The organism is Arcobacter aquimarinus, assembly GCF_013177635.1.
In the GTDB taxonomy this organism is placed as follows: Bacteria; Campylobacterota; Campylobacteria; order Campylobacterales; family Arcobacteraceae; genus Aliarcobacter; species Aliarcobacter aquimarinus.
The window spans coordinates 654,228-672,636 of record NZ_CP030944.1; the positions used below are offsets into that span (position 1 = coordinate 654,228).

Here is an 18,409-nt window from a genome sequence, read left to right on the forward strand (position 1 = left end):
AATTTTTTAAAGGTATAAAATGAATAGAATATTATTAGAAGATATAGAGATTAAACCTTCAAAAGTTGTTTGCATAGGAAGAAATTATATGGACCATATTGCAGAACTTAACAATGAAGTTCCAGAAGATATGGTGTTTTTTATAAAACCAAATTCTGCAATCTCGGATAAATTAAATTTCCCACAAAATCAAAATTCTTGTCATTATGAAGCGGAAATTTCTTTTTTAATTGAAGATGATAAAATCACTGGTGTTGGATTTGGTTTGGATTTGACATTAAGAGAAGTGCAAAGTAAATTAAAAGATAAAGGTCTTCCTTGGGAAAGAGCAAAGGCATTTGATGGTTCAGCTGTTTTTTCTAAATTTAAAAGTTTTTCAGATGATGTTTCTAAAATAGGAATAGAGCTTTATATAAATGGAGAACTAAAACAAAAAGGTGATTACTCTTTAATGATAAATAAACCAATCGATATTATAAAAGAGGCAAAAACTTTTTTAAGCTTTGAAGATGGAGATATTCTAATGAGTGGAACTCCAAAGGGAGTAGGGGCATTTAAAAAAGGTGATATTTTTCTTGGAAAAATATTATATGAAAACAAAGTTTTAATCGAAGAAACTTTTAAAGTAAATTAGGGAATTCAAGATGAAATATAATGAATTAACACAAGAAGAAAAATATGTTATAGAGAATAAAGGAACAGAGTATCCTTTTACTGGAATTTACAATGATTTTTATGAAAAAGGTGTTTATAGTTGTAAAAAATGCAATTCCTCACTTTATAAATCAGAAGATAAATTTAAATCAGGTTGTGGATGGCCGAGTTTTGATGATGAGATAGAAGGAGCAGTAAAACGAGTTTTAGATAAAGACGGAAGAAGAGTAGAAATTGTTTGTGCAATTTGTGGTGGGCATTTAGGGCATGTTTTTGAAGGAGAAGGATTTACATCAAAAAATACTAGACATTGTGTGAATTCTATATCTTTAAATTTTCAAAAGGCTTAATAAATGGATAATAAAAGTATTAAAAAGGCATATTATGCTGCTGGTTGCTTCTGGGGAGTTGAATATTTCTTTGAAAAACACAAAGGTGTAATTAGTGCAATTTCAGGTTATATGGGAGGAGTAATACCAAATCCTAGTTATGAGATAGTTTGTTCTGGTTTTTCAGGACATCTTGAGGTTGTTGAAGTAACTTATGATGAAAGTATTGTTAGTTTTGAGGAGTTAACAAAACTTTTTTTTGAAATTCATGATTTTACTCAAACAAATGGACAAGGTCCAGATATTGGAAGCCAATATTTAAGTGCTATTTTTTATGTGGATGAAGAACAAAAAAGAGTGAGTGAAGAATTAATTTGTATATTAGAAAACAAAGGTTTTAAAGTAGCTACTAAACTAAATCCTCTAGTTACTTTTTATGAAGCTGAAGATTATCATCAAGATTACTATGAAAGACACAAAAAAGTGCCTTATTGTCATAGTTTAAAAAAGATATTTTAAATAGTTCCTAAAATATAGTAGATATGTTTATTATCTAACTTTTCAAGTTTCACATTGTATTTATTTGCCCAATGTGAAACTTCTTCATGAAACTCTTGCAAAATTTCATCAGAGTCATTTTCATCACATTTTATTTTTAAATAATCTGTTTTATTTGATAATCCCACATAAGCATTCATTTTTTTTAAATGATCATTTAATGAAAATATATGTTTTGCAAATTTTTCAAAATTTGTCGTAACATCAATCATTTTTTGAGCTTGTTTTAATGAAGCTTCATTTTTTGAATATCCAAGTTGAGATAATATAACTTCTGCTGATACTTCTAATTGCATTTTTATCCTTAGTATTTTAATTATATAATTGTAGAATATCTTATCAAAACAATTTTTAAGTAAGATTAAAATGTTTAAAAAAAATTATTTAAAGGTTAAAAATGAGTATTTTATTAGAAATGTCTATGTTCCCTACAGATAAAAGCGAGAGTAAAAGTAAAGAAGTTTCAGAAGTTATAAAAATTATAAGAGAGAGTGGATATAGTTATCAATTAACTGCAATGGCAACTTTAATAGAAACCAATACCTTAAAAGAAGCTTTATCTTTGGTTGAAAAATGTTATTCAAAATTAGAGGAATTAGGTAGTAATAGAGTTTATGCGACTTTAAAGTTTGATATTAGAAAAGGTCATGAAAATAGGCTTAAATCAAAAATAGAATCAGTAGAAAAACATATAGGAGAGGTTTCAAAATAGTCTAAAATAGACTTTTTTGAATACCAATATTTTCTTCTCCTAAAGCTTTTAGTTTAAAGCTATATCTATGCTCATCGCTTCTTCCGTATTTTTTTATGGCTTCCACATGAGCTTTTGTCCCATAACCTTTATGTTTTTGAAATTCATATTCTTTATAATTTGAAGCTATTTTATTCATATATCTATCACGACTTACTTTTGCTAAAATTGATGCTGCACTGACTTCTTTTATAGTTGCATCTGCTTTGATTTTATGTTTTAAAATATCTATTCCAAAAGAGGTATTCCCATCCATTAAAAATTCATCACAAAAATCTTTTAAATTATTTATTATTTCTAAAATAGAATTTTTAAGGCAAAAACTAAGTCCTTTTTCATCTATTAATTTTGCATCACTAAAAACAATATGGTATTTTGATTTTTCTTTTATTTCATCAAATAGTTTTTCTCTTTTTTTTTCACTTAAAACTTTAGAATCATTCAATCCTACAATATCTTCTAAAAGAATAACTCCAGCAACTACCAATGGTCCAGCAATTGGACCGCGTCCCGCTTCATCAATACCACATAACATAAAAAATCCTTTAAAATTTACAAAATTGATTATAACATTTATATAAAAAAATTATATAATGCTCATAGACACTTCAAACATGGAGAAAATTATGAAAAAGATATATTTTATTTTATTTGTAATTATTTTGATTGGAATATATTTTTTCATAAGTAAAGAAAAAGAAGAAATAGTAAAAATTGGTTTTGTTGGTGCTTTAACTGCAAAATATTCAGATTTAGGTAATCCTATGATGAATGGTGTCCTTTTAGCGTTTGAAGAGGAAAATTATAAAATCAATGGAAAAAAAATTGAATTAATATTTAAAGATGACAAAAGAGATGAAGAAGTTAATAAAAAAATAGTAAATGATTTTATAAATCAAGGCATAAAAATTGTAATTGGAAATGTTACAAGTAGTATGTCAAAAATTTCTATGTCAATTATAAATAATCACCCAGATATGTTTATGATTTCAGCAGCTTCAGCTAGTAATGAATTTTCAGGAATTGATGATCAATTTTTTAGAGTTCATGTTGCAAATAATGCTCAAAGATTTGATACTTTTACAAAGTATGTAATAAAAAATAATTATAAAAAAATTTATGGAATTTATGATCCTGGAAACATTACTTATACAAAAGATTATTTAGAAAATTTTGAAAAAAGTTTTATCTTAAATGGTGGAGAAAAATTTATTCAATATTCTAAGACTGATGAAAATTTAGATGAGTTGGTATCTGAAGTAAATAGTTTAAACCCTGATTTGATTTTAATTTGTGCAAATTCAGTAGATGCAGCAAGAGTTATACAATACTTGAAAATGAATGGTATAAAAACTCAAATAGCCTCTTCAGAATGGGCAATGACACCTGCTTTTATAGAAAATACAGGAAGATATAGTGAAGGAATTATTTTTAACATAGATTATGATGAGAATTCTCAAAATGAAGATTTTTTAAGATTTTCAAAAAAATTTAGAGAAAAATATAATTTAGAACCATCTTTATATGCATTAAAAGGTTATGAATTAGCAAAAATTATAATTGAACTTTTAAAAGTGGGAGATCAAACAGAACTCAAAAAGAATTTATTAAAAATAAAAGAGTTTAAAGGTTTACAAGACACCATAATTTTTGATGAATATGGTGATGTTGTAAGAGAATTTAGTACTTTTAAAGTAATAAATGGAAAGTTTGAAAAAGTAAAATGAAAAGCAAAAGTTTAAAAAAAGAAATTTTAGTAACTTTACTATCTTTTATAATTTTTATCGGTACTTCTATAGGTTTTATATCTTTGGCGAATTTTTATTTTTCAAAATTAAATATAATTGAGCATAATCAAAGACAAACATTAACTCAAATAGAAAAAGAGATAAATAAATTTTTAACTCAAATATATAGTTTATCTAACTATTTGAAATATAACTATACACCTAATAATATAAATCTTCTTAAAAATATAGTTGATACAAACAACAATATCTCAAGTATAATAATTTTAAATAAAAATGGAATTATTGAAGATTATTATGCTGATTCGAATCTAAATATTTATAAAGGATTTGATTATTCTAGACAAGAGTATTTTAAAGAGCTAAAAGAAAATAAAAGAGATTATTGGTCAAATGTGTTTTTATCAACAGTTGATGAAGAAGCGGCAATATCTTATAGTTTTCGATTAGAAGATAAAATAGTTGTTTTAATGATTCAATTAAAAGAGATATCAGATTTTATTTCACAATTTAAAAATCAAGATGGAACTTATATGATAAAAGTTTTTGATAGTAGTGGAACTGTTATTTTAAATCCTAATAATCCAGATTTAGTTTTGCAAAGGTTCAATGAAAAAACACAAAAAGTGTTTATTGATGTTATTGATAAATTAGCTCCTTATACTTTTAGTATTTTTTATTCAAAAATTTTTGAAGAGAATCAATATGGAACATATACTTCAATAAAAGATACAAATTGGAAAGTTGTAATAAGAGAGAGTTATAGTTTGATTTTAGAGTCTTTAAATGAAATTATTTTTGCAATGATAATAATAATTTTAATTTTTGTATTAGCAGCAATTTTTTTGTCTTTGAAAATTTCGAAAAGAATATTCAAATCATTTGATGATTTGCAACATACAGCAGCTGATATTGCAAATGGAAATTATAAAAGTAATATTGAAAATTCCTATTATAGTGAATTTAATATTTTGATTAATAGTTTTAATAAAATGAGAATAGAAATAGATAAAAGAGAAGATTCATTGGAAGAGTCTTTAAATAGTTTTAAATCTTTATTTAATTCAACTATGGAGATTATTGTTATTCATAATAAAGGAATTTGTGTTGATGCAAACAATGTAGCTATAGAATTTTTTAATTTAAAAGATAAAAATGATTTAATAGGTAAAAATTTATTGGATTTTGTAGATGATAAATATAAAGAATTACTTATTATGAACTATAAAAAAAATAGTTTGCCTTATGAATTTGATTTACTTATTAATAGTAAAAAACTTACTTGTCTAGGTCAAGATAAATTTATTTCAATAAATGGGAAAAATTTAAAATTATCAACTTTGATTGATATAACTGAATTAAAAGATAAAGATAAATTATTATCTCAACAATCAAAAATGGCAGCAATGGGAGAAATGATAGGAAATATTGCTCATCAATGGAGACAACCATTAAGTGTTATTAGTACTTGTGCAAGTGGAATAAAATTTGAAAAAGAGATGAGTGTTTTAACTGATGAAAGATTTGTTGAAACACTTGATTTGATAGTTGAAAATACCCAATATCTTTCTAAAACAATTGATGATTTTAGAAATTTTTTCAAAGCAGATAAAAAAGTAGAAGATTTTTGTGTTAATGAAAGTATGGAAAAGGTATTAAAACTTTTAAAATCAAGTATTCAAAATCATAATATTGAAATAGAAACATCATATCATAAGGATTTGATTATAAATGGTTATCCGAATGAATTTTTACAAGTAATTATCAATATTTTAAATAATTCAAAAGATGCCTTAAAAAATCAAGCAAGAGATAAAAGATTTATTAAAATAAATACTTATATGAAAAATAAAAAATGTTTAGTTCAAATATCAGATAATGGCGGAGGTGTTGATGAATCGATTATCTCAAAGGTATTTGAACCATATTTTACAACAAAACATAAATCTCAAGGAACAGGAATAGGACTTTATATGTCACATCAAATAGTAGTAGAACATATGAAGGGAAATATTTATATGGAGAATAGAGAGTTTATTAAAAATAATAACTCTTATAAGGGTTGCAGTGTAACCTTAGAAATTCCTATTCAAGAAGAAAGTAAAATAGATTATAATATTTATCATATATAACTTGACAAAGAAAGACTAAAGTTGTATAATTTTATTAGCAGTTAAAGTTAAGGAGTGCTAAATGAGTAATAATATTTTTGAAAAAATGACAAATCAAATGCAAGAGACAATAGATTCAAGTGTTGCCCTTGCTTTACATAATAAAAATCAAGAAGTAGAAGTTGTTCATCTACTTTGGGCTTTATTGACAAACACAAATTCTGTATTAAATCAATTATTAAATAAGATGAATGTAAATAAAGCAGCAATCGAATTAGAAGCAAAATCAAATGCACAAAAACTTCCAAGTGTAAGTAGTGTAACAAAAGAGAATATAAAATTATCAAGAAATTTACTATCATCTTTACAAAAAGCTGAAGGTCAAATGGCAAGCAATGGAGACAAATTTATAGCTATTGATACTTGGCTTGTTTCAAATTTTGATTTACCTATTATGAAAGAAATTTTAGGAAAATATATAGATTTAAGAGAAGCAAAAAAAGAGCTTGAAGCTATGCGTGCTGGGAAAACTATAGATAGTAATAGTGGTGATGATAATTTAGAAGCTTTAAGTAAATATGGAATAGATTTAAATAAAAAAGCTATTGATGGACAACTTGACCCAGTAATTGGAAGAGATGAACAAATCAATAGAATGATGCAAATATTAATAAGAAAAACAAAAAACAATCCAATCTTATTAGGTGAACCAGGGACTGGAAAAACTGCAATTGCAGAAGGTTTAGCTCAAAGAATAGTAAACAAAGATGTTCCAACAAGTTTACTAAATAAAAGAGTTGTAAGTCTTGATATGAGTGCGTTAATAGCTGGTGCTAAATATAGAGGAGAGTTTGAAGATAGATTAAAATCAGTTGTTGATGAAGTTAAAAAAGCTGGAAATATAATACTATTTATTGATGAAATTCATACAATCATTGGTGCAGGTGCTAGTGAAGGAAGTATGGATGCTGCAAATATTTTAAAACCAAGTTTGGCTCGTGGTGAATTACATACAATTGGTGCAACAACACTAAAAGAGTATAGAAAATATTTTGAAAAAGATGCAGCAATGCAAAGAAGATTTCAACCAGTTAAAGTTGATGAACCAACAGTGAATGAAGCTTTACAAATTTTAAGAGGTATAAAAGAGAAACTTGAAACTCATCATAATGTAACTATAAATGATAGTGCATTAGTTGCAGCTGCTAAGTTATCAAATAGATATATTACTGATAGATTTTTACCTGATAAAGCAATTGATTTGATTGATGAAGCTGCAGCTGAATTAAAAATGCAAATAGAATCAGAACCAACAGCACTTTCTACAATTAAAAGAGAGATTCAAACATTAAATGTTGAAAAAGAAGCTCTTAAAATGGAAAAAAATAAAAAGAATGAAGAACGAGTTGAGCAAATTGAAAAAGAACTTGCAAATAAAAATGAAGAGAAACAAAGTTTAGAAGCAAGATTTGAAAATGAAAAACAAACATTTAATGCAACAAGTGAATTAAAAGTAAAAATAGATGAATTAAAAACAAAAGCAAATATTGCAAAACGTGAGTCAAAATTTGAAGAAGCTGCAAAAATAGAATATGGAGAAATTCCAACACTTGAAGCAAAAATAAAAGAAAATGCTGAAAAATGGGAACAAATGCAAAAAGAAGGAACACTTCTTAGAAATTCTGTTGATGAAGAAGCGATTGCAAGTATAGTTTCAAGATGGACTGGGATTCCAGTTAATAAAATGATGGATAGTGAAAAACAAAAAGTTTTAATGGTTGAAGATGTTCTTAAAAAAGATGTAATAGGTCAAGATGAAGCTATTAAAGCCATAAGTCGGGCTATAAAAAGAAATAAAGCAGGATTAAGTGAAACTTCACGACCTATTGGAAGTTTCTTATTTTTAGGACCAACAGGAGTTGGAAAAACTGAAAGTGCAAAAACTTTAGCTAAGTTTTTATTTGATGATCCAAAATCACTTATTAGATTTGATATGAGTGAATATATGGAAAAACACGCAGTTTCAAGACTAGTTGGAGCAGCTCCTGGTTATGTTGGATATGAAGAGGGTGGTCAATTAACTGAAGCAGTAAGAAGAAAACCTTATAGTGTAATTTTATTTGATGAGGTAGAAAAAGCACATCCTGATGTATTTAATATACTTTTACAAGTATTAGATGATGGAAGATTAACTGACAACAAAGGTGTTACAGTTGATTTTAAAAATACAATTATTATTTTAACTTCAAATATAGGAAGTGCAAGAATAATTGAAATTAGTGACAAAGAAGAGAGAAGAAAAGCAGTTTTAGATGAATTAAAAATGCACTTTAGACCAGAGTTTTTAAATAGACTTGATGATATTGTTATTTTTGAACAATTAAATTTAAGTGCAATCACAAATATTGTTGATATTTTATTTAATAATATTAAGAAAAAAGTTGAAGAAAAAGATATAAAAATTTCTTTAACTCAAAATGCAAAAGAGTATATTGCAAAAATTGGATTTGACCCAGTATATGGAGCAAGACCATTAAAACGAGCTATTTACGAGATTGTGGAAGATAAACTTGCTGATTTAATTTTAGAAGATAAAATAGGTGAAGGAAGTAGTATAGCGTTTGATGTAAAAGATGATGAGGTAATTATTAATATTTCCTAAACAATATTTAAGTAAAATTTAACTATAATCCACAACTTATTTAGTGAATATAGAGGAAATCTAAAATGAAAAGAACGTATCAACCACACAATACTCCAAGAAAAAGAACTCACGGGTTCAGAGTAAGAATGGCTACTAAAAATGGTAGAAGAGTTATTAATGCAAGAAGAGCTAAAGGTAGACATAAATTAGCTGTTTAAACAAAGAACATCGACTTAATAGTTCGAGAGACTTTACCAAGCTATATAAAAGCGGCAAAAGATGGCACACGACCAGTTTTGTCGCTTTTTTTAGTTCTAGCACTACACTAAAGGCTGCTTTTGTTACTTCAAAAAAAGTAGGAAATGCAGTAAATAGGAATAAAGCAAGAAGAAGAATGCGTGCTTTATTTGCTTCTTATGAAAAACAATTATCACTTGGAAATTATATATTTGTTGCAAAAATAGAATTACACGATAAAAATTTCTCACAACTAAAAAAAGATTTTGACTTCGCTTTGAAGAGGTTAGAGGTTTTAAAATGAAAATAGTTTTAAAATATTTGATAAGATTTTATCAAAAATATTTGACTATTTTATCTTTTGGATCGTGTAGATATTATCCAACTTGTTCTCAGTATGCATTATGGCAATTAGATAATAATACTTTTTTTAAGGCGATTTATTTTACAATAACGCGAATATTAAAGTGTAATCAACTTTTTGATGGAGGATTTGATTATCCTATTATAAATAAGTTGAAAACTAATCAAAATATCAATTTTGAAAAAATCAAAATAAAATATTGGTATATTCCATTAGAAAATGGGAAGTATTTAGTAGTTAAGAATCGGGAGTGGAAAAAGAAGGATGAGTTACATGAATCAAAATAACGGTATGCAAAAACGAATGTTAATTATGACATTGGTAGTTTTTGTATTTTTCATAGCATATGAGTTTTTGGTTTTAAAGCCACAACAAGAAGCAAAAGCAGCTTTAGTAAAACAAGAGCAAGAGCAAAAACAAAATTCTGCACCAGATGTTGATACGACACAAATGGTAGAAAGTGATGTTAATGGTAATCCAATTAATATGTCAAAATCAGTTGATGCTTTATCATCTAAAGCAATTGCTGATAAACAAATAGTTTCTGTTATAAAAACAGATAAAAATATTATTGAAATTGATACTCTAGGAAGAGTTGCACAAGTTACTTTACTTGAAGAAAAATATAAAGATGAAAATGGGAATCAAATAAAATTATTTGAAGCTAATCAATTAAGACCTTTAGAAGTTAGATTTGCAGATAAAAATATCAATACAGAAGCTTTCAATGCACCTGTAATAGCTAGTTCTTCAAATATTGATGCAACTACTTCGAAACAAGTATTAACATTAACACAAACTTTAAGTGATACAGTTTTAACTAAAACATTAACTTTTTACCCTGATGGACATTATGATTTAAGTGTAAGTGCTACTAATGATAAGCAGTTTTTTATTACAAATGGATTTAGACCAAATGTTTTAGCAGATATGTATGCACTTCATGGATTAATTACAAAATTAAATGATAATACTTTGACTACTATAGAAGATGGTGATTTAAGTAAAAATGAAAATATTACAGGTGTAAAATTTGTTTCAAATTTTGATAGATATTATGCTACAGTAATTTATAATTTTGAAAAATCTTTAAGCATTACTTTAATGCCAGATTTATCTTCAAATCCACAAGCATTTATACATGCAGGTTCATCAATAAATTTTAGTGGATTTATGGGACCAAAAAACTTTAAAGATTTATTAGCTTTAAATAAAGAATTAACAGATGTTATTGAATATGGTTGGTTTACATTTATTGCAAAACCAATGTTTGTTCTTTTACAATACATTCAGTCTTATGTTGGAAACTGGGGTTGGACAATTGTTATTTTAACTATTTTAATTAAATTAGTTTTATATCCTTTATCTTATAAAGGTATGGTTTCTATGAATAAGCTAAAAGAATTAGCTCCAAAAATGAAAGAAATTCAATTAAAATATAAAGATGATAAACAAAAACAATCAATGCACATGATGGAATTGTATAAAAAACATGGTGCGAATCCAATGGGTGGATGTTTACCATTAATTCTTCAAATCCCAGTATTTTTTGCTATTTATAGGGTTTTAATCAATGCTATTGAATTAAAAGGTGCAGAGTGGATTTTATGGGTTCAAGATTTAGCAGAGATGGATCCTTATTTTGTTTTACCTATTTTAATGGGTGCTACAATGTACATTCAACAAAAAATTACACCAAATACAATGCAAGACGAGATGCAAAGAAAAATATTCCAGTTTTTACCAGTTATTTTTACATTCTTCTTCTTATGGTTCCCAGCAGGACTTACATTATATTGGTTTATAAATAACTTGTTTACTATTGGTCAACAATACTATATAAATAAATTATTTGATAAAAAAAGAGCTGAAAAAAATTAGGGAAATTCATGAAAAAGTTTGAAGCAAGTTGTTTAGAGAAGGTTTATGAATTAGCGACAGCAGAATTTAATTGTTCAATTACTGAATTAGAAATTGAAGTTATCCAACAACCAAGTAAAGGTTTTCTTGGTTTTGGTAAAAAAAATGCAATTATTCAAGCATGTTTTAAAAACAATTGTAGAACATACGTTCAAGAGACAAAAACTTTTAAAAATAAAGATGTAAAGATTGAAGAAATTTCTCAAAGAATTGAGAATTCAATTAAATCTGAACAAAATAGTGTTATTAGAGAAAAAGAAGAGCAAGTTGTATCAACATCTCCAAAAATAGAATCGAAAGATAAAATTTTTGATAATTTTTATAATGAAAATGCTTCTCAATCAGAAATCTCTAAAATAGTAGTAAAAAAAGACAAAGAAAAAATTTTAGAGGAAGTAAAAGAAGGAGTTTCTCTTTTATTTGATAATACTTGTTATAAAATTGAAAAAATCAATGTTGAATTTTATGATGAAGAAACACTTTATATTGAGTTTTTAGGAGAGGATTCTGCTTTATTAATTGGTAAAGAAGGATATAGATATAAAGCATTATCATATATTTTATTTAATTGGATTAATGAAAAATATGGTTTGATGTTAAGACTTGAAGTTGCAGAATTTTTAAAAAATCAAGAGGAAGCAATTTATACATATCTTGAACCAATAGTTGAGATTATAAAAGAAAAAGGTACATTTAAAACAAAACCTCTTGATGGCATTTTAGTTCATATCGCATTGAAAAAACTTAGAGAAGAATTTCCTGATAAGTATGTTGCTGTAAAAACAAATGTTAGGGGTGACAAATATGTACTTGTTAATGAATACAGAGCAAGAGAAATTTAATCTTGTTTGATGATGCTACAATTGTTGCAATTGCAACAGCCAATGGAATTGGTTCTATTTCAATAGTAAGAATTTCAGGAGTAAATGCTCTTGAAATTGCTACAAAAATTTCAAAAAAAAATAATTTTACTCCAAGATTGGCAACTCTTTCTTATCTTTATGATTCAAATAATGAAATTATTGATGAAGCTTTAATTTTATATTTTAAGGCTCCTTTTTCTTTCACAGGAGAAGATGTAGTAGAGTTTCAATGTCATGGTGGAATAGCAATTGCAAATATGATAATAGATGAAGCATTAAAGTATGGAGCTAGAATTGCTAATCCTGGAGAATTTTCTAAAAGAGCATTTTTTAATAATAAAATAGATTTAACAAAAGCAGAAGCTATTTCAAAAATTATTGAAGCAAGAAGTGCAGATGCTGTTAAGTTATTAGCAAGACAATTAAAAGGTGAGTTAACAAGTTTTGTAAATGAAATAAGAGAAGATTTGCTTTTTATGTTAGCTTATACAGAAGTTTCAATAGATTATGCTGAAGAAGATTTACCTAGTGATATTTTTGAACAAATTAAAAATAAAATAGAAAAAATAAAAATTAAACTTTCAAATACTTTAGACGCAAGTAAGAGAAGAGAAGGAATGATAGAAGGTTTTAAAGTTGCAATCATCGGAAAACCGAATGTTGGAAAATCTTCACTCCTAAATAAGCTTTTAAACTATGATAGGGCTATTATTTCAGATATTGCAGGAACTACTAGGGATACTATTGAAGAAAGTGTTAAAATTGGTACTCATATTATTAAAATAGTTGATACAGCAGGTATTAGAAATGCAAGTGATGTGATTGAAAAAATTGGAATCGAAAAATCAATTCAAACTATAAATGAAGCAGATGTTGTAATAGCATTGTTTGATAATAGTAAGATTTGTGATGATGAAGATAGAAAAATTTTAGAATTAATAGATGAAAATTCAAATAAAGAAATAATTAAAATTTTAAATAAATCTGATTTAGAAAATAGATTTGATAAATCTAATATTACAGATTTTATAGAACTATCGACAAAAGAAGATATAAATCCATTGATCAAAAAAGTTGAGCAAATACTTGATTCAAATACTTTTGGTGATGAAATGTCATTGATTTCAAAAAGACAAGTAAGTTCAGTAGAGAAAACTCTATACAATATAAATTTATCAGTTCAGCCTTTAAATAGTGGCGAATTGGAATTTTTTGCACATTTTATAACTGAAGCTTTAGAAAGTATTTCATCAATAACAAGACCTTATGAAAATGATGAAATGTTAGATGTTATGTTTGGTGAATTTTGTTTAGGTAAATAAAGGAAAGTATGTGAAAAAGTTTTTATTTTTTATTTTTATGATATTTAGTTTTTCAAGTCTTTTTGCAAATCAGTGGGATGGATTTTTTAAAGAAACAGGTTTCCCTCGTAAAGTTATTGATGATGGTTCAATCGTTAAAGGAAAATTATATCAAGCTAAGATTACTTATCAAATTTCAAATAATGATGGAATAAAAGGTAATTTTGAAAATAGTGATACAGCAAAAGTTACTGTTACAAATAACAAAGGTAAAGTTATATCTACAAATAAATTTATGACTGTAGCTGAGTTGAGAACTTGGGGAAGAGTTAATCTTCTAGAAATATTATCTTCTATCTTAGGAGATGAAGAGTTAAGTAAAGAGAAAATAGCAGAATTGACAAAATTAGCTTCTGTTGCTCTTTTAAATAAAAATATTGATTAAAAATAACAAGCTATTTAAAACTTGTTATTTTGGAACTTCATAGCTAATAAGTTTAGCATTCTCTTTTGATATATCAATCCAACTATTACAGTCAAATTCTATTTCCATAATTCCACCCATTTGGAATTTTTCTTTGAAACCTACTAGTGTAACAGCAAGGGCAGTTAATGAAGGGTTATGACCTACTATTATCATAGAATCTATAGTATCAAATGTATAAGAAATAGTTTCTAATAATTCATTTACAAATGCCATATATAAGACATCATTTAACATTACAGTCTTATTATAATTTAAATATTTAGCAAATATTTCAGCTGTTTGACGAGTTCTATTTGCCGGACTTGATACAATTAAATCAATTTTATGATTTCTACTTGCAAAATCCTTAGCAATTTTTTCTGCTTCAGCTATTCCTTCTTTAGACAAGTTTCTATCATAGTCATCAATGTTTAAATCTTCATCTTCTTTTTTTGTGTGTCTTAATATATAAAGTTTTTTCATATTTACTCTTAAATAAAATAATAAACAGATTTTAAATAAATTTAGCTTTTTATTTTATAAAAGAATTCTTTATTAACTTATATTTGATAAAATTATGCAAAAAGGAGGGTAAAATGGAACAAACTAAAACAATTTTTTTACTTACATTTCTGACAGTATTATTTGTGTTTATAGGTTATTCTTTTGGAGGAACTTCAGGAATGTTGATAGCATTTTTAGTCGCAGGTGGAATGAATTTTTATGCATATTATTATTCTGATAAACAAGTTTTAAAACACTATGATGCAACTTTATTAGAGGATGTTAGACATCCAGTATATAGAATTACTCAAAAACTAACATCAAAGGCAGGACTTCCTATGCCTAAGGTTTATTTAATTCCTGATCATACTCCAAATGCTTTTGCAACAGGCAGAAATCATGAAAATGCAGCTATCGCTGTAACTATGGGATTATATGAAATGCTGAATGAAGATGAACTTGAAGGTGTAATTGCACATGAATTATCTCATATTAAACACTATGATATTTTAATAGGAACAATTGCTGCTGTTTTTGCAGGTGCTATTGCGATGATAGCTAATATGATGCAATTTAGTTCTATGATGGGAAATAATAGACAAAATGCTAACCCAATTATGATGATTATTATGGCTATTTTACTTCCAATAGCAGCATCAATTATACAAATGACAGTAAGTAGGAGTAGAGAATATATGGCAGATGAAGGAGCTGCAAGAATGACAGGAAATCCTGCAGGTTTACAAAGTGCATTATCAAAACTTGAAAATTATGCAAGAAGTGGTCATCAAATTCATAATGCGACTGAACAAACAGCTCATATGTTTATAATAAATCCATTTTCAGGATTGAAATCAAATCTTGGGAATTTATTTAGAACACATCCTACAACAGAAGATCGAATAGCAAGACTAGAAGAGTTAAAATTTGAATTAAGAACAAAATAATATAAATAAAAAAAGCAACCCTTGACCAAAGAGTTGCTTTTAGGTACGTATTCTATTTCAAATTAGATTAAAAATATCTTTAATTACTACTTTGTGTAAACTTTTTTAACATTTTCTATTTTAGATGACATATTAAGTAATACCATATCTGCAAGAACTAATGCCATCATAGATTCAGCCACGACACTTCCTCTAACTGCAACACAAGGGTCATGTCTTCCCTTTAGCTTACATTCTACTTCATTATCATAAATATCAATTGTTTCTTGTTCTATAAATATAGAAGGAGTTGCTTTAAAATAAACTTTTACATTTATATCATCGCCATTTGAAATACCACCAAGAATTCCACCACTATGATTTGTTTTAAATCCTGATTTTCTTATTTGGTCATTATTTTCATAACCTTTTACTCTTGAAGCCAAAATTCCATCTCCAATTTCAACTGCTTTTACTGCATTTATTCCCATCATTGCATTTGCAATTTGAGAATCAAGTTTGAAATATAATGGTTCTCCAAGTCCAATAGGAAGATTTTTTACATTTATTAATGCAACTCCACCAACACTGTTATGTGAATTTTTTGCTTCTAATATTGCATTTTTTTGAGATTCTTCTACATTAGAATCAAGTGCAAAAATTTCCGATTTATTTACATTTTCAAAATCAAAATTTTCTGCTTTTATTCCATCAATTTCACAAATTCCACTTTTTACATCGATATTTAATTCTTTTAAAAGAAGTTTTGCAATAGCTCCAGCTGCAACTCTAGCTGCTGTTTCTCTTGCACTACTTCTTCCTCCACCTCTATAATCTCTAATTCCATATTTATTAAAATACGTAAAATCAGCATGACCTGGACGAAATAAATCTTTTACATTTGAATAATCACTTGATTTTTGATTTTCATTAAAAATAATCATAGAAATACTTGTTCCTGTTGTATATCCTTCAAAAACTCCTGAAAGAATCTCTACTACATCTCCTTCTTTTCTTGCCGTTGCATATTTATTAGCTCCAGGCTTTCTTCTATTCATTTCACTTTGAATAAATTCTTCATCTATTTTAATCCCTGCTGGAACTCCATCTACTATACAGCCAAGAGCTTTCCCATGTGATTCACCAAAAGTTGTAAATCTAAATCTATGTCCAAAACTATTCATTTAATTATTAATCCTCTTTTAGTTTTTCAATAGCTATTTTAGCTGCTGCTTGTTGGGCAAGTTTTTTACTTTTACCACTTGCACTTCCATAATTAACACCATCTATCCAAATTGATACTTCAAATTCTTTTTTATGATCAGGTCCATAAGAACCTTCTATTTTATATTCTGGAATTGAAGCAAATTTTGCTTGAGTTATCTCTTGTAGTGCAGTTTTATAATCACTAAATAGAACATCAAGATTAATTTTGTCATAAGATTTTTCAAGTAAATCTAAAATTATTGGCTTTAAGACTTCTAAACCAGATTCTAAATAAATTGCTCCCATTATAGCTTCAAAAGCATCTGATAAGATAGAGGCTTTTGTTCTTCCTTTATTTCTTTCTTCAGCAGTTGAAATAAAAATATAATCACCTAGTTTTATCTCATTTGCAAGTCTTGTAAAACCTGTTTCATTAACTAAACTAGCTCTTATTTTTGATAGTTCCCCTTCATTTGATTTTGGGAATTTAAGATATAAATATTCACCAACAATTAAGTTTAAAACAGCATCTCCTAAAAACTCTAATCTCTCATTATTATATGGTTTTTTGTAACTTTTGTGGGTAAGTGCTTCGATTATCAGATTCTTATTTTTAAACTGATAATCCAAACACTTTTCCAATTTCGAATAATCGCTCATTTGTTTCCTTTTATTAATTTTAAGCAAAAGTATATCACATCTTTTATTAGGTTTTATCTTGTTTTAATTTTATTGTAAAGATTGATTCATTGTAAAAAATGATTTAGTCAGCCTATGTTTTACATCAAAACTTAAAATACTATGACAATGTGGACATCTAGTATCAAATACTGGATGAGAATGTTTACATGAACTGCAAATAAATTCAAAATCTAATGAGGCTTTTATTTTATGTTCATGTTTATTTATTAAAATCAAAATATCTAAATCAAAATCTTCACTATGTAAAAGATTATTTAAATATCCTTTTGCATTAAAAAGTTCAGTTAAAAACTTATTTTCCATAACTTTTTCAAAATCTATATCTTCAAAATTTAAGTACCACATAATATCTATACATTTTTTGCAATCAAACTCTTTGATATGTTCCCAGAAAAATGGTTTGTTATAGTGAATTAAAAAAGATATAAATACTCTTTCAATAATTTTATTTTCTTTAAAAATTTCATATAAAAGAGAAGTTCTTTTTTCATATGATAATACTGAATCATTTATGATTACTAAAGAATCTAAATATATTTTATCTATAGATACATCACAGTTTAACTCTTCTAAAGATGAAGTTATCTCTTTTGCTTTCTTAAAATCTTTTAATTTTTCATTGATAAGTAAAAGGTATTTTAACGCATTTTCATTATGTGGTGAGAATTTTAATATTCTTAGAAAAATTTCTTTAGACCTTTGTAAAAATCCACCTTTGAAATATGTTGTTCCTAAAAGTTCAAGTAATTCTTCTTTTTTTACTCTATCATTTACATGTTCAAGAAGTGTTAGATAAACAGAAATAGCTTTGTTATATTCACCTTTATGTAGAAAAGTTGAAGCTAAAAGTAGAATAGAATCAAAAGGAAGATTATAGGTTTTATAAAGATGAACATAATCTTCTTCTTTTAGTTTTCCAAGTTCAAATCTTAAAGATAATTTTCTGTAATCTTTTCTTGCATTTCTCTCTTTGTAAATCCCATAAGAGTATGTGATAAAAGATATGATAAAAATTAGTCCAACAATAAGAATAACACCAAGTAAAGGATCTCTGTATTCTAAAACTATATTATCCAAGTAATACCTTTATTATTTTTTATAAAAAGTTTTTCATCTTAACATAAA

Annotated in this window: 21 protein-coding genes; 15 read left to right on the forward strand and 6 right to left on the reverse strand. The window is 26.4% G+C overall.

Annotated elements, in window-relative coordinates; all coding sequences use genetic code 11:
- The first annotated feature begins 19 nt into the window (after window positions 1–19).
- Genes AAQM_RS03235 through msrA form a run of 3 tightly spaced genes read left to right on the forward strand, consistent with a single transcriptional unit; the run spans window position 20 to window position 1,502 of the window.
- Entirely contained in the window at window positions 20–634 is a 615-nt protein-coding gene (locus tag AAQM_RS03235; protein ID WP_129094868.1) for a fumarylacetoacetate hydrolase family protein, read from the forward strand.
- Between the two features lie 10 nt (window positions 635–644).
- A complete protein-coding gene (locus tag AAQM_RS03240) occupies window positions 645–1,004 on the forward strand; it encodes a methionine-R-sulfoxide reductase (protein WP_129094867.1) in 360 nt (119 codons plus the stop codon).
- 3 nt (window positions 1,005–1,007) lie between these two features.
- Complete coding sequence (gene msrA, locus AAQM_RS03245) at window positions 1,008–1,502, forward strand: peptide-methionine (S)-S-oxide reductase MsrA (protein WP_129094866.1); 495 nt, start codon at window positions 1,008–1,010, stop codon at window positions 1,500–1,502.
- Here the strand turns inward: msrA and AAQM_RS03250 are convergent.
- On the reverse strand, window positions 1,499–1,837 hold the full coding sequence (locus AAQM_RS03250; protein WP_129094865.1) for a hypothetical protein: 339 nt from the start codon (window positions 1,835–1,837) through the stop codon (window positions 1,499–1,501). The two genes, msrA and AAQM_RS03250, sit on opposite strands and share 4 nt — an antisense overlap.
- Window positions 1,838–1,938: 101 nt before the next feature.
- Here AAQM_RS03250 and AAQM_RS03255 point away from each other — a divergent pair, with 101 nt between their 5' ends.
- A complete protein-coding gene (locus AAQM_RS03255) occupies window positions 1,939–2,253 on the forward strand; it encodes an MTH1187 family thiamine-binding protein (RefSeq protein ID WP_129094864.1) in 315 nt (104 codons plus the stop codon).
- A 1-nt stretch (window position 2,254) separates the two neighbouring features.
- On the opposite strand, the gene rnhB is transcribed toward AAQM_RS03255, so the two are convergent.
- Complete coding sequence (rnhB, locus tag AAQM_RS03260; protein WP_129094863.1) at window positions 2,255–2,827, reverse strand: ribonuclease HII; 573 nt, start codon at window positions 2,825–2,827, stop codon at window positions 2,255–2,257.
- A 91-nt stretch (window positions 2,828–2,918) separates the two neighbouring features.
- Here rnhB and AAQM_RS03265 point away from each other — a divergent pair, with 91 nt between their 5' ends.
- The 10 genes from AAQM_RS03265 (at window position 2,919) to AAQM_RS03310 (ending at window position 13,925) form a co-directional block, all read left to right on the forward strand.
- Complete coding sequence (locus tag AAQM_RS03265; RefSeq protein WP_164967034.1) at window positions 2,919–4,019, forward strand: ABC transporter substrate-binding protein; 1,101 nt, start codon at window positions 2,919–2,921, stop codon at window positions 4,017–4,019.
- Window positions 4,016–6,172, forward strand: coding sequence for an ATP-binding protein (locus AAQM_RS03270; RefSeq protein ID WP_129094861.1), 2,157 nt, complete (start codon window positions 4,016–4,018; stop codon window positions 6,170–6,172). The genes AAQM_RS03265 and AAQM_RS03270 overlap by 4 nt, the downstream gene beginning before the upstream one ends.
- 61 nt (window positions 6,173–6,233) lie before the next feature.
- Window positions 6,234–8,813, forward strand: coding sequence for an ATP-dependent Clp protease ATP-binding subunit (locus AAQM_RS03275; protein WP_129094860.1), 2,580 nt, complete (start codon window positions 6,234–6,236; stop codon window positions 8,811–8,813).
- A gap of 65 nt (window positions 8,814–8,878) precedes the next feature.
- Window positions 8,879–9,013 (forward strand): 50S ribosomal protein L34, encoded by a 135-nt coding sequence (gene rpmH, locus AAQM_RS03280; RefSeq protein WP_118886902.1) that lies wholly within the window; start codon window positions 8,879–8,881, stop codon window positions 9,011–9,013.
- The gene (gene rnpA / locus AAQM_RS03285) at window positions 9,001–9,336 is read left to right on the forward strand and encodes a ribonuclease P protein component (RefSeq protein ID WP_129094859.1); all 336 of its coding nucleotides are present in this window, start codon (window positions 9,001–9,003) and stop codon (window positions 9,334–9,336) included. Before rpmH ends, rnpA begins: the two co-directional genes overlap by 13 nt.
- Window positions 9,333–9,683: a membrane protein insertion efficiency factor YidD gene (gene yidD, locus AAQM_RS03290; protein ID WP_129094858.1), complete on the forward strand. Its 351-nt coding sequence runs from the start codon at window positions 9,333–9,335 to the stop codon at window positions 9,681–9,683. The genes rnpA and yidD overlap by 4 nt, the downstream gene beginning before the upstream one ends.
- Window positions 9,670–11,277 (forward strand): membrane protein insertase YidC, encoded by a 1,608-nt coding sequence (gene yidC / locus AAQM_RS03295; RefSeq protein ID WP_171920646.1) that lies wholly within the window; start codon window positions 9,670–9,672, stop codon window positions 11,275–11,277. The genes yidD and yidC overlap by 14 nt, the downstream gene beginning before the upstream one ends.
- A gap of 8 nt (window positions 11,278–11,285) precedes the next feature.
- Window positions 11,286–12,158: a Jag N-terminal domain-containing protein gene (locus tag AAQM_RS03300; protein ID WP_129094856.1), complete on the forward strand. Its 873-nt coding sequence runs from the start codon at window positions 11,286–11,288 to the stop codon at window positions 12,156–12,158.
- 2 nt (window positions 12,159–12,160) lie between these two features.
- Window positions 12,161–13,501 (forward strand): tRNA uridine-5-carboxymethylaminomethyl(34) synthesis GTPase MnmE, encoded by a 1,341-nt coding sequence (mnmE, locus tag AAQM_RS03305; RefSeq protein WP_129094855.1) that lies wholly within the window; start codon window positions 12,161–12,163, stop codon window positions 13,499–13,501.
- 10 nt (window positions 13,502–13,511) lie between these two features.
- A complete protein-coding gene (locus AAQM_RS03310) occupies window positions 13,512–13,925 on the forward strand; it encodes a hypothetical protein (protein WP_129094854.1) in 414 nt (137 codons plus the stop codon).
- Between the two features lie 24 nt (window positions 13,926–13,949).
- Here the strand turns inward: AAQM_RS03310 and AAQM_RS03315 are convergent, their stop codons facing one another.
- The gene (locus AAQM_RS03315) at window positions 13,950–14,429 is read right to left on the reverse strand and encodes a SixA phosphatase family protein (protein WP_129094853.1); all 480 of its coding nucleotides are present in this window, start codon (window positions 14,427–14,429) and stop codon (window positions 13,950–13,952) included.
- Between the two features lie 113 nt (window positions 14,430–14,542).
- On the opposite strand from AAQM_RS03315, the gene htpX reads away from it, so the two are divergent.
- Window positions 14,543–15,397: a zinc metalloprotease HtpX gene (htpX, locus tag AAQM_RS03320; RefSeq protein ID WP_129094852.1), complete on the forward strand. Its 855-nt coding sequence runs from the start codon at window positions 14,543–14,545 to the stop codon at window positions 15,395–15,397.
- An 86-nt stretch (window positions 15,398–15,483) separates the two neighbouring features.
- On the opposite strand, the gene aroC is transcribed toward htpX, so the two are convergent.
- From aroC to AAQM_RS03335, 3 genes are all read right to left on the reverse strand, one after another.
- The gene (gene aroC / locus AAQM_RS03325) at window positions 15,484–16,560 is read right to left on the reverse strand and encodes a chorismate synthase (RefSeq protein ID WP_129094851.1); all 1,077 of its coding nucleotides are present in this window, start codon (window positions 16,558–16,560) and stop codon (window positions 15,484–15,486) included.
- A 7-nt stretch (window positions 16,561–16,567) separates the two neighbouring features.
- Window positions 16,568–17,242, reverse strand: a complete 675-nt coding sequence (rnc, locus tag AAQM_RS03330) for a ribonuclease III (protein ID WP_128986574.1) — start codon at window positions 17,240–17,242, stop codon at window positions 16,568–16,570.
- Window positions 17,243–17,311: 69 nt separating this feature from the next.
- Window positions 17,312–18,361, reverse strand: coding sequence for a tetratricopeptide repeat protein (locus tag AAQM_RS03335; protein WP_129094850.1), 1,050 nt, complete (start codon window positions 18,359–18,361; stop codon window positions 17,312–17,314).
- Between the last annotated feature and the right edge of the window lie 48 nt (window positions 18,362–18,409).

What these genes read in the sequence shown, in the direction of transcription:
- AAQM_RS03235 (WP_129094868.1), top strand. Translation starts at nt 20, where the DNA reads ATGAATAGAATATTATTAGAAGATATAGAGATTAAACCTTCAAAAGTT.
- AAQM_RS03240 (WP_129094867.1), top strand. Translation starts at nt 645, where the DNA reads ATGAAATATAATGAATTAACACAAGAAGAAAAATATGTTATAGAGAAT.
- msrA (WP_129094866.1), top strand. Translation starts at nt 1,008, where the DNA reads ATGGATAATAAAAGTATTAAAAAGGCATATTATGCTGCTGGTTGCTTC.
- AAQM_RS03250 (WP_129094865.1), bottom strand. Translation starts at nt 1,837, where the DNA reads ATGCAATTAGAAGTATCAGCAGAAGTTATATTATCTCAACTTGGATAT.
- AAQM_RS03255 (WP_129094864.1), top strand. Translation starts at nt 1,939, where the DNA reads ATGAGTATTTTATTAGAAATGTCTATGTTCCCTACAGATAAAAGCGAG.
- rnhB (WP_129094863.1), bottom strand. Translation starts at nt 2,827, where the DNA reads ATGTTATGTGGTATTGATGAAGCGGGACGCGGTCCAATTGCTGGACCA.
- AAQM_RS03265 (WP_164967034.1), top strand. Translation starts at nt 2,919, where the DNA reads ATGAAAAAGATATATTTTATTTTATTTGTAATTATTTTGATTGGAATA.
- AAQM_RS03270 (WP_129094861.1), top strand. Translation starts at nt 4,016, where the DNA reads ATGAAAAGCAAAAGTTTAAAAAAAGAAATTTTAGTAACTTTACTATCT.
- AAQM_RS03275 (WP_129094860.1), top strand. Translation starts at nt 6,234, where the DNA reads ATGAGTAATAATATTTTTGAAAAAATGACAAATCAAATGCAAGAGACA.
- rpmH (WP_118886902.1), top strand. Translation starts at nt 8,879, where the DNA reads ATGAAAAGAACGTATCAACCACACAATACTCCAAGAAAAAGAACTCAC.
- yidD (WP_129094858.1), top strand. Translation starts at nt 9,333, where the DNA reads ATGAAAATAGTTTTAAAATATTTGATAAGATTTTATCAAAAATATTTG.
- yidC (WP_171920646.1), top strand. Translation starts at nt 9,670, where the DNA reads ATGAATCAAAATAACGGTATGCAAAAACGAATGTTAATTATGACATTG.
- AAQM_RS03300 (WP_129094856.1), top strand. Translation starts at nt 11,286, where the DNA reads ATGAAAAAGTTTGAAGCAAGTTGTTTAGAGAAGGTTTATGAATTAGCG.
- AAQM_RS03315 (WP_129094853.1), bottom strand. Translation starts at nt 14,429, where the DNA reads ATGAAAAAACTTTATATATTAAGACACACAAAAAAAGAAGATGAAGAT.
- htpX (WP_129094852.1), top strand. Translation starts at nt 14,543, where the DNA reads ATGGAACAAACTAAAACAATTTTTTTACTTACATTTCTGACAGTATTA.
- aroC (WP_129094851.1), bottom strand. Translation starts at nt 16,560, where the DNA reads ATGAATAGTTTTGGACATAGATTTAGATTTACAACTTTTGGTGAATCA.
- rnc (WP_128986574.1), bottom strand. Translation starts at nt 17,242, where the DNA reads ATGAGCGATTATTCGAAATTGGAAAAGTGTTTGGATTATCAGTTTAAA.